Origin of the sequence: Gardnerella sp. DNF00571G, assembly GCF_049262695.1 — a bacterium.
Taxonomy (GTDB): Bacteria; Actinomycetota; Actinomycetes; order Actinomycetales; family Bifidobacteriaceae; genus Bifidobacterium; species Bifidobacterium piotii.
Map to the genome: position 1 here is coordinate 806,476 of NZ_CP058396.1, position 11,790 is coordinate 818,265.

Genomic DNA, 11,790 nt, shown 5'->3' on the forward strand with positions numbered 1-11,790 from the left:
AGCAATTCCTAGATGCTAATTCCTACAAGCCAATTTCTACAATCTAATTTCTACAAGCCAACACAAGCAACGAGTTTAAATATATTACTACTTACTTGGCTTTAGCTAAGCGATCGGCTTCATCCGCCTGAATATCGCTGTCTATAACCGCTTGCAAATCGCCATTAAGTACCTGGTCAAGATTGTATGCCTTATAGTTTGTGCGATGGTCCACAATACGATTTTCTGGGAAGTTGTATGTGCGGATTCGCTCAGAACGGTCCAACGAGCGCACCTGCGAGTGGCGCATATCTGCCGCCTCCGCTGCCTCCTGCTCGTGCTTCATGGCAAGCAAACGCGACTTTAGAACGCGAAGAGCTGCCGCACGATTTTGAATCTGCGACTTTTCATCTTGCATGCTAACAACAATTCCCGTTGGAATATGCGTCATGCGAACCGCGGAATAAGTAGTGTTAACGGACTGTCCGCCAGGGCCAGAGCTCATGAAAATATCGATTTTAAGGTCTTTTGGATCAATTTCGATTTCGTCGTCATCTTCGTCTGCTTCTGGGAACACAATTACACCAGCTGCCGAAGTTTGAATACGACCTTGCGATTCAGTAACTGGGATTCGCTGCACGCGATGCACTCCGCCCTCGTACTTCATACTTGCCCACACGCCGTCTTCTGGAGCAGGCGTGCCTTTTGCGCGAATCGCAAGCTGCACGTCTTTTACGCCGCCAAGCTCCGTCGCGTTTTCGCTTTGTATTACGGTAGTCCAACCGCGCTTTTCCGCGTAACGCATGTACATACGCAATAAATCGCCAGCAAACAGAGCCGCTTCTTCGCCGCCCGTACCAGCTTTGATTTCCATAATCATGTCTCGCGCATCGTCTGGGTCTCTAGGAATCAGCGCTGTGCGAAGCTTTTCTTTTGCTGCTGGAATTTGTTCTTCTAAATGTTTTGCTTCTTTTGCTAAGTCTTCGTCTTCGATTGCCATCTCGCTAGCTACTTCGTAGTCTTCGCAAAGCTGCTTGTAATTTAAGTACGCGCTTACGATTGACCCGAGTTCTGCATGCCTACGACCGAGCTTGCGAATTGCATCTGGATTAGACGCTACTTCTGGCTCCCCCATGCGATTTTCAATATCGCGGTATTCGTTTAGAGCTGTAACCGCTGCTGGGAATTGCTCATCTATTGACTCGGCCATTTTGTTCCTTTGTAGTCGCGCATAACGCGGATTTTGAATCGAAAATATTAAATTAAATATTGTAAGATACGCACATGTTTAGCACATAAAACGCCAGCCCCGATTCCGCTGATTACACGAAAGCAGGGCTGGCGATTAAAAAGCTACTTAGTCTTCTTACCGTAGCGCTTCTCGAAGCGAGCCACGCGGCCGCCGGTATCGAGAATCTTCTGCTTGCCGGTATAGAATGGGTGGCACTTTGAGCACACGTCAACCGTCATGTGATCGCCATCAGCGGTGGAACGAGTTACAAAAGTGTCTCCGCAAGAGCAGGTAACCTGCACTGCGTGATAGTCGGGATGAATACCCTGCTTCATAATGTCTCCTATGGAATTCGGGCGACCCGGGTCGCAAAGCCCCAATAGCTAAGCGTGAACCGGAACCTTCGTTATTTTAGTCACCACCCTCGACTCAACAAATCAACTTTCGTTATCTTCGTTCTTACGTCTGCGATGCTTAGCAGCAAATCCAGCTAAACCAACAGACGCTAACAAGCTTGCGATTAACGCAGATTGCGAAGCATCAACACCAGTTTGAGGCAGCAAATCTCCCTTAACGCCCGCCTTTTGCTTGTCCGGCAAAGGCTCAGCAGGAGCAGGAGCTGGCGCAGGCGCTGGCTCTGGCGCTGGAACAACATAATCAGAAGGAACCGTTGAATAATCAGGCTCAGGCGTTGGCGTTGGCACTGGAACAGGCTTTGCTGAATCCACTACATCAATATACACAACAATCTCAGCACGACGCCCATACTGGTCAACAGTTGTAAACGTTAGCTCAACTTTAGGCTTGCCATCCACAATCTTAGGCGTGCCAGAAATCTTGCAAGTAGTGCCTGTGCAAGAAGAAAGAAGACCATTAGAGCCACTGCCATCCGGAATGAAATTGTTTATTGTAAAGTTAGTATTATCTACTTTAACAGTCGTATTCCCACTCGAATTCTCAGTTAAGTTTGCAAGCGTAAACGTTGCAGGAATACCCGCAACCGCAGAACTTCTAAACTCAAACCTCATAGGCTTCATCTCCTCGAAGTTTGCTGTAATAATGGTTTCGTCAAGATTGAACGTTATGCCATTTTCTTTTCCACCAAGATCAAGAAGATTCTTCAACGCAGCAAACGAAGAATTCTTAGACGCCCTAATCTGCTTTGCAATAAAGCTTAGACCAGCAAGATCTGCACGCTTGGCTAAGAACTCCTTTTGCTCACTCGTTGCAGCACCTTTATTAGTCAAATCCAAAGAATAATTCTTAGTAACATTTGACCAATTCTTAAACACGTAGCCATCATTTGCAAGCACGTCTGGAACTGGCACATGCACGTTTTTAGCACCTTTACGCACCCAGTATGTGAACACAGGAGACTTCACTGCTCCACCATTTCCAACTACATACGTTACCTTCGTGTAGTTTTGCGCAATATACTTAAATTCTTTAGTATCAGTTGCAGGCAAATCTCGCTCTGCAATCACATTAGGCAAAACACTAATATGAATTGGAATATCCTTTGGTTCAGTTATTACTTTGCCCTTTTTATCTTTCCTACCTGTTGGCTGCATAACTCTTACAGTCACAGTAGTAATACCAGGATTATAAAGTACGCCTCTATCGCCGTAATAACCCCCACCGTTGCCACTAGTTCCAACAATCTGTGGCTTATCTGTACTATCGTCACTGTGAACAAGCTTTTCCGAAGAAGGAATTGTATCTCCAACGCCTAAAACAATATCCGACACATTAACATCTTTAATATGAGCTTGTTTTGCTACAAACAAAAGTGTCTTCTTAACGCCATTTTTATTCAGTTCACTATCGACGTCTTCAATAATGTTGCCATTTGCATCGTAAGTAGACCATCCATCAAATCCTACAAGTCGACCTTTTACACTATCGGCTTTTTTATTAATATCAGTAGTATAAGTCTTGCTCTTTGGATTGAAATAAACAACCTTTGGATTATACGAACCATCATCCCATATTCTTCCAAAACCAGGAGTAAACACATACGGAACGTAATCATCCGGGATTTTATCCTTACTCTTTGCGTCGATGACGTTTTTAACAAGCTTGTAGTGCGCTACAAAAGTAGTGTCTTCTTTAAACGTCCGACCAGCAATTTCAGCACTAGAATATAGCCTTGGCGTTGTGCTCTTCGGTACTGTAGTAGGTGTTGGAGCCGTAGCGGCAAACAGCGTCATAACAGGGGCTACTGATGTAGCAGTATTTGTACCATTCGCAATATTTGACGTGTTGGTCGAATTTGCTGCAGATGTAGTATCTGTTGTCCGCATCTCCCAGCCTTGGAACTCGTAATGGTATCCATCAGCGTCATAATCCTTGCCAATAACCTGCGGTGCGCGAACACCAGAAACAGATTCCTTATACGCGTAGTACAAGTCACGCGAACCTTGAGCAAATTCACCCTTGCCATTTGGTGACTTATTATCTTTCTTAGCATTCTCAAAACTGACTCGAACGTAATCTTTTGAGTTAAGAACTTTATTACGTTCAGCATTGGCACCAGTTTGTGCTTCAGGATGTTTACTATCTTCCTTCGGCAAGCTGCTTGGGTACATCAACTGATAAATAACCTTAAGGCGAGCAACGCGCTTATACGGCTCAGGCTTCGCACCATCCTTGTAATTTACTGTAATCCTTAGAGGCACAGTATACAAAGAAGGCTTCTTAAGCATTTCATCTTCAAATTCTTTTGGATCCTTACCATCTGGCAAATCGTATTCGATTGTTACATCCTTTACATCGCCCTTAGTTTCTGCTTCTTTCTTCAAATCGTCAAGATTTGTCAAATACTCGTCTAACTTTGGAAGTTTCTTACCTTGCACAGCAACCAAGTAATCAGACTGCACTTCCGGCTGCGTCCAATCCTTTTGATCTGCAACGAACTCTTGGAATGGCTTATCAACTTTCCAATCCGAAACATTTGGTATAGGCGTTACTTCTTCTTTGCCATTAATCATGCTGCTTCGAGACCAGCTGTCAGTAGGGTTGATGAGCTTGCTTTTAAGGAAATCTAACACCTTTTCTTCTTTTTCAATAAATTTATTATCACTGCCTTCTACTTTTACTTTTACTTTTACTGTAGTATCAGCAAGATTAGCGCCCTTCTTTACGTAGAACACCTTAGGGCCGTCTGAGCCGTCCTTCCACTTTCGTTTTGGAGCAGGCTTGAATATTGCAATTACAGAATCTTCTGGAACTGTTCCGTTGTCGGACGAACTCGAGAAGTAGTCAATTCGCTTGTAAATAGCGTGGTAAGTTACGCCGTCTTGCAAATTTACGTTCTTGTAGCGGTCGCTTGAATTTATATCAAACGTCTGCTCTGGCTTCTTCTCCTCTGGCTTAGTCGCATCTGGCTTCGTAGTGCCAGAAGAAGGCGTACTAGGAGTCGGTTCGACAACTTTCGTCGCCCAACCCTTGAACACGTAGTGGTAGTTATTATAGCTGTAATCCTTGCCGAAGGCTTGCGGCACGCGGATTCTAACATCCTTACCCTTATAAACGTACGCAGTAAGCGTAGTTTCTTCGCCAGTAGAAGTATCAGCATTATCGCTATCGTGGCCAATAAGCTTGCCTTCTTTATTCTTACCAGTAAACTTAATAGGCACGTAGTCGTCTTTATGCTTGCTGCCGTAGTCGCTTTTGCTGAACTTCTCCCAATCGCTTGCGTACACCAAATCTGGCAGCACGCGGTACAGCACTTCAGCTGCAGCAGTGTTGCCATCAAGATGTACTTGCACTTTAATCTTGTGCAAACCTGGAGTGCTGTCAAACTTTTCGCCAGGCGCGAAGCTGAACTTAGCGTTACTTGGATACTTATCAGCATTCTTTATAAGCTCTTTAGCTGAATTATCATCCAGACTCAAAGCATCTGTTGGTTTCAAAACCTTAGTATCGATTGCAACAGGAGCTTTTAGCTTGAATTTAACAGTGTAAATAACCTTCGGATTAGGTTGAGACTCAGAAAGAATTGGCAGACGGTCGAAACCATCAGTATGTGTTTGCCCACCATGTCCATCATCTATATAAATCTTAGAAGTCCAGACATCAAACTCATATCCAGGCTTCGCTTTTACTGTTGGAAGCGGCATCTGGTATGCCTTCGTGCCCTTAATCGCATCGTACACAAGAGCAGAATTTTCAGCTACATTACTTCCTTGCCAGTCAACAACGCTACCCATAGAGCTTTGGTCTTTGGCCACTTTAAACACGTAGCGCGTGTAGTTGGTTGGGCGAGCTTGCTTATCGTCATTGCGCTTAAGCACGCGAACGTCTTTATATTTGAAGGTGATTGTTTTTTCGCCAATCTGCTTGCCATCCTCGCCAATAACGTATTCAATATTCTGCTGCGTAGTTTCCGGCATAAAGCCTTCGATCGGCTTGTAGAACGCTACGTCGTACTTTCGATTTACAGAGCTGACTTCGCTTTCAGGAAGAAGATCCTTGCCGTTTTGATCAATATACTTTACCTTATACTTGCGCGTATTGTACGTTTGGTAAATAAACTCGCCAGTATTCTCAGATTCAGTACTCGAAGCTTCAAAGCTCGTGAAATGCTTATCTGGGAAGTGCGTTTCGTCACTGTAGACTGCTTCCGCATTGTAGCGCAAATGCTCACGCAAGCCGGAAACCGTTTGAGTAGAAATGTGGTCTACCATCGCGGCTTTTTGTGCGTCTGAAAGACCCTCTCTCTTATAGTCAGCAAACGTGTACCCAGGCTTTAAGAATATGTGCTTAAAAGTACCGTTGTAACGAGTATCCTTAACCCACACTGCATTAAGCGTTATGTCTTCTACTACTTTGTTGCCAAAAGCGTACGGCAAAGTCGTGCCGTTCTTTTTAATCTCCCAGCCGTAGAAGTCGTAGCCTTTGCGAGTTGGAACCTTTATATCTTTATTTTCCTTAATAACATAGTAGTGATCGAACTGCTGTTTCGTAACTACGCTAGAGTCCTTTATTTCTTTGCCGTTTCCGTCAATTTCAGGCATATTGTAGTTAAGCGTTACAGTGTGCTTAATACCTTCTGGCTTACCCCACGCAGCGTAAAGCTTAATGCCGTTGACTGGCACTGTAATATCTTTGTCTTCGCCATTTATAAACCGAGTGCCGGCCTGATCAACAGCCCAGCCTTTAAACACGTAGTCTTTTGGCAAGTAATCAGGGCGAATGATGGAGTAAGTTTTGCCGTTAAGCGTGAAAGTGTACTTGCCATCTAACTGCTTAGACGTATCGTTAGCATCGTCTTTAGTTACAGAAGCATCGTAAGACTTAACGTTGCCATTGTCGTAGTACAAGTCTGCGTCTTTGCCCGTCAATTTAGCATTGCCGCGCTTAGACAAGCTATACTCGAACGGCAGTTTTTCTTTAGCAACATCGCTACTACCAGTACCAGCACTTATAGCATTGCCGTCCGCATTATAAAACTGCACATCGTACGACTGGCGCTTGTATTTAAATACAAGGTAGCCGTTTTCAGTATATTCTGTTGAGTCTTCGTCTCCACCAGCTAAGTGATTACGGAAGCCTACATTGTACTCTTTCTTAAAAGCTTCTTTTACATCATCATCTAGATCATCCCAGTCTTTTTCACCATTTTTTTTATATTCAATAGAATGTGAATATAAATCTGATAATAGCGTATTATCAAAATCATCACTATCATATTTATCTATATGAAGCTCTTTGTCAACAGAGTTAAAACCAGCTATGAATGAAGACTTATGAGGGTATTCCTTGTTACTAGTATCATCTTTGCTATACGAATCCGTTGAAAGCACATAATCGTCATCGCTTATCGTATCACCCTTTTTATGTTTTTTAGCAGAGGCAATACTTTGCTTTTCAATGATTACCTGAATAGGCATAACCTGAGTATTACTGGTATCAGCTGTAATCAGACGCTGATTATCTTTTAACTCGTATGTATTATTTGGATCACTATCAGGATTATCACTAATTTTAAGCTTGTGATTATTACCCACTACACGGAATTTAGGGTCAGCAAATTCTTTTTTAGTAAAACGAAATGGAGGAGTATCACGAAACTCTATTCCCCCTGCATATCCAATACGCCACCCAAGAGAGCCTGTATCATCATTAAAATCTAATTCATTTACATTAGGCCAAATATCAGTAAGACTCTGACCATAACGAACATTTACGCGGTAACCTTTGTGGTTAATTGTATTGTTATCCTCATCTTCGTTTACTTCATCATACTTCTCTGAGCAATTGCCGCCGCCAGCATAGCAATAAATAGTTGTTTTGCCGTCTTTGTCTTTTCTTTTTATAGCAGCATTGTTTAAACGCTCAGCATCTTCTGAAGATTTAAGTACAGCAGGCTTAGCAAAAATAAGCTCATAAGTATTGCGATCGTAAACTAAGTTAAGAGTGTTGTTTAAGTCGTCCGCGCAAAGCTTCGATTTAATACGTTTGCCTAAATCTGGGCGACCCGGCACAAAATCATGTTCCTCACTGTTAAGCTTTTTAGTGAGATCCTTATTCACGTGGAAGTAGCGCGTGAATAAGTCCTTACCTTTGTTTGTAGCAGCACCAGGATGCTCAGTATCATAACCATCTAAGTCTGTTACAGCCGTATCCGTATCGTTCATCCAGTTGAACTTTGCAATTAAGCCGTCTTTGTATTTATTCGCTTCTGTACCCTGCAGCTCTTTTCTAGTTAAGCCAAGCTCTGGGTCCGCTACATAATCATCTTCACTTGAGCCATTAAGCCTACTAGTATCATCAACAACGCCAGCATCATTCATCTTATCAAGTGCAACTTTACTGTCTGTTTGCACATTCTTGCGCTCAACAAGACCAACAAAGTCGTAGTTTGCAAGCGAATCCGGATGCTCTTTGTCAACCAAATCCGCCTTTTGCACCCACACATTCACACGGTAGCTGGTAGTCTTTTTCGCATCCCAATTAGCGCGGAATTGCACATTGTGATCCGGCATCTTGAAGTCATCAAGAGAAGCGATAGTAGTATCATCAGCATAAAGCGGATCAATCTTTTTGCTAGGATCTACTAAAGACCATCCTTTAAAAGTGTAACCGCGCCTAGTTGGTTCCGTAACTTTTGGTACAGGTTGCTGGTAATACACTTTTTGAGCAGTAACATCCGTGCCGCCAGCAGAATCGTAAGTAACTTCATAGGCCTTACGGTAGTAGCGAAGGTTCAAAACAAGCTTGTCGCTTTCATCTTCAGAATCCGAAAGCGGCGAGCTAATAAGATTGTGCTCAGGCTCGTAGCCTGGAATATACGTTGAAACAGCTGTTACATCCGAGCCAACCGTGCCTGTAATCTCTGTAACGTGAATATTCTCAGAAGTGCCATCCTTATGCTTTACAGTAATTACTTTACCTATACCCAAATTTGGAGCATCGTAGAACTTATCCTTATCCTTAAGATCCTGCACCAAATGACGCACATAGTACTTAGCTGTTTTAGGAGCGTAGTTGATGTTCAACTCGCCATAGTACTGAATGCCGTCTTCTGCTTTTGGATCCGTAGAGGACGAAGGTTGCGGATTTGTAGTTGCTTGAGATGATGAGGTTTGCGGAGCTTGAGCGCCGTTGTTGCCCCCAACAGCCGGCCTTTCCTTTACAGCGTAATCAGTAATCAGCTTTTTGTCTATACGCAAGTAGCGAACAGCATCCGCATCCGTACCGTCGTCAATAACAAACTTGCTGTTATCTCCCTCACCTTTTTTAACGTAGTACTGGTAATCACCGGAGTGATATACAGATGGGCGGTATCCAGCAGACTTTGGAAGCTCAATGTATTCGTACTTGCCATCTTTGCCAAGATTATCGAAGCCGTCTTTGTCAATCGTAAGCTCATACGGCTGCACAAGCTGCTTATTCGCAGCGCCACCAATCGTGTAGCGAACTTTCAAATTGTACGTAGCTTTTGGCTTTTTGTCGGTTTGTACCTGTTCGTTGGCTTTATCTGTGCTGTCAGCCGTTGTATTGTCCGTATTCGGCTTAATCACCTGGCTATTTGGATCAGTTGCTGTGTTAGTTGTGCCAGTGGTCGGTGTGCCAGTGGTCGGTGTAGAAGTAGGTGAAGACGTTGAGCTAGGAGCTGAAGGCGTAGCGTTTTTATCTTCGCCTGTGGCGCCTGTAGTTGCACCTTCTGCACTGCTTTGCGAACCTTGTGCATTGGTTTGCGAACCTTGAGCAGAGCCTTGCGCAGAGCCTTGTGAACCTTGCCCTTGTGTATTGCCTTGTGCAGTTGTATCTGTACTTGGGGTCGCTGCAGGAGATGTAGGCGCATTATTTGCTGTGGTACCAGACGGTGCAGGTGCATTACTTGCAGGAGCTACACTACTCCCGCTATTATCACCACCGTTATTCTCAACAGACCTACGATTACGCACTTTTGTCGTAGTGGAATCATTCTTCGCCTTTGCGGCAGGCTGCGCACTTTCAGTGCTTGTAGGATTTGTACCTTCGGCGCTTGCCTTCTGTGCACTTTCAGGCTGTTCAGCTGCAGGTTGTGCGTTTTGCGCATTTTCAGGCTGCGCGTTTAATGCGTTCGCAGGCTGCGCTGACTTTTGATCTGGCTCATTCTTGGCAGAAGAATTCGTCTTTGTTTCCGAATCCGCCTTTGTTGCAGGCTCAGAATTGGCAGGTTCTGACTTCGATTCAGTCGCTGGATTTACAACTTCTGTTTTTGCAGGATCTGTTTTTGCAGAATTTGACTTTGCTGGCTCTGTCTTTACTGCAGGAGTCTCAGCTGGCTTTGCTTCTGCTGATTGCTCTTTCTTAGCCGCTTTACTATCTGGCTTTGCTACCTTTTGATTATTTTGCGCACCTTTAGTCGCAGCTTGAACCTCAGTTGTAGTCTTGATTCGCTTGTTGCTTGATTCAGCGCTAACATCATTGCTGTTGTTATTGCTTTCATCAACAGTGCCATTTATACCGCTATTATTATCGCCATTACTAGCCTCATAGCTAGCGCCATCACCAGCCTCAGAACCAGCATCAGAGCGCTCGCCAGAATCCTTAACGCTTACAGAAGAATCGCCAGCAGCCGCTTCCTGATTATCAACGCCTTCCTGTCTAACATTAGAATCAGCATGCTTAACTAATTCTTTAACAGAACTAACCATCTGGCGCTTAGCAAGCTCAGAAGTAGCGCCCGTGTTAAACAATCCATTCTTATATAAGTCGTTTCCATCGCCATCACCCTTGCCATTACCAGAGCCTTTGCCGGCCCCATTCCCAGCACCTTTGCCAGAAGTCTTAGCAACACTATTTACATAAGACGAGTCAAAAGAATCAGCGTTAAAAGAAGTCTTAGCTAAAGCAGTTGCGCCAGGCAACACCATAGACAGCGTAGACGCTAAAGCTACGGCAGCAACACCAAGGCGATGACCAGAAGCATTATTCGCACTTTGCGAAGAAACATTCTTTAAACTACTAACGCCTTTATTTTTAGCGCTTTTATGCTTAACTTGCTTGCTGGTCGAATTACCCTTGCTAGCAACGCCTTTTTCTTTAGACATCGAAACTCCCAAACTCATATTCTTAACCTTTTTATTTTATCAGATGGCACAGATACTCCCCCCCCCCCCATAAATCTTTTTGTTTCAAGGATTTTTGCTCGAATCGACTTGCATGGGCGCTTTGACTGAGCTTGAAATTGCATAATGCATTTCAAGCTCCTTCAAAGCGTGATTTGGCTCAAATGTAAAGTCCAGTGAACTTTACATGCCAAATCAGCCGAGCGGCTACTAATAGCCGCGAGGAATAGCGCGCTGTAACGCGCGAGCGATTTGACGGGTTTTGTTGTTGATAGATACAAAAACCGCGCAAGTCAATAAAATCTTGACTTGCGCGGCTTATAAAGCTTAGAAAAGCTTAGAAACTTTTAAGAAAAATTCCTAAGCAAAACCTTACTCGGCAGCAGGAGCTTCCGCAGCAGCATCAGCAGCAGGAGCGGCAGCTGGCTCTTCTGTAGCAGCATCTTCTGGAACAGTAACGCTAACAACAGACTCTTCGCCATCCATGTCGAGAACAACGCCCTCAGGAAGCTTAACGTCTTTAGCAAACACCTTGGTGCCATCGGTTAAACCGTCAACATTAACAACCAAGCGCTCTGGCAAGTTGGCAACATCTGCACGAACCTTAAGCTCCTGAACGTCTACGAATGCAACAGCAGCACCCTTTGGAGTGCCTTCAACAAACACTGGCACCTCAACGTCAATCTTCTCGCCAGCCTTAACTTCGTAGAAGTCAATGTGCTCAACAATGCGCTTAACAGGGTTGCGCTGAACATCCTTAACAACTGCGATTCGCGATTCCTTGCCAAACTTAATGGTAAACAAGGCGTTTGCGTGACGAAGCGAAAGAGTGGTCTCCCTCATTGGAAGAGTAACGTGTACAGGTTCAGCACCGCCAGCGTAAATGCTTGCTGGAATCAAATTGGCAACACGCAAACGGCGAGCAACGCCCTTACCGAATTCATTGCGCACATTGCCTTCAAGTGTAATCTTTGTAGCCATATCGGTCTCCTTAATTATCTGGATAGATTGATTAAT

4 protein-coding genes are annotated in these 11,790 nt (G+C 44.2%); all 4 read right to left on the bottom strand.

Going from position 1 to position 11,790, the window contains the following annotated elements; translation table 11 throughout:
* Positions 1 to 91: 91 nt before the first annotated feature.
* The 4 genes from prfA to HXT30_RS03405 all read right to left on the bottom strand — a co-directional run bounded on the left by prfA (position 92) and on the right by HXT30_RS03405 (position 11,754).
* Positions 92 to 1,189, bottom strand: coding sequence for a peptide chain release factor 1 (prfA, locus tag HXT30_RS03390; RefSeq protein WP_422111285.1), 1,098 nt, complete (start codon positions 1,187 to 1,189; stop codon positions 92 to 94).
* A gap of 143 nt (positions 1,190 to 1,332) precedes the next feature.
* Positions 1,333 to 1,545, bottom strand: a complete 213-nt coding sequence (gene rpmE / locus HXT30_RS03395) for a 50S ribosomal protein L31 (protein ID WP_004113085.1) — start codon at positions 1,543 to 1,545, stop codon at positions 1,333 to 1,335.
* 102 nt (positions 1,546 to 1,647) lie between these two features.
* Entirely contained in the window at positions 1,648 to 10,755 is a 9,108-nt protein-coding gene (locus tag HXT30_RS03400) for an InlB B-repeat-containing protein (protein ID WP_422111286.1), read from the bottom strand.
* A gap of 390 nt (positions 10,756 to 11,145) precedes the next feature.
* On the bottom strand, positions 11,146 to 11,754 hold the full coding sequence (locus tag HXT30_RS03405; RefSeq protein WP_422111287.1) for a 50S ribosomal protein L25/general stress protein Ctc: 609 nt from the start codon (positions 11,752 to 11,754) through the stop codon (positions 11,146 to 11,148).
* Positions 11,755 to 11,790: the final 36 nt, after the last annotated feature.

Excerpts from the sequence above, each read along its gene's own strand:
- HXT30_RS03405 (WP_422111287.1), bottom strand. The coding sequence starts at position 11,754 with ATGGCTACAAAGATTACACTTGAAGGCAATGTGCGCAATGAATTCGGT.
- rpmE (WP_004113085.1), bottom strand. The coding sequence starts at position 1,545 with ATGAAGCAGGGTATTCATCCCGACTATCACGCAGTGCAGGTTACCTGC.
- HXT30_RS03400 (WP_422111286.1), bottom strand. The coding sequence starts at position 10,755 with ATGTCTAAAGAAAAAGGCGTTGCTAGCAAGGGTAATTCGACCAGCAAG.
- prfA (WP_422111285.1), bottom strand. The coding sequence starts at position 1,189 with ATGGCCGAGTCAATAGATGAGCAATTCCCAGCAGCGGTTACAGCTCTA.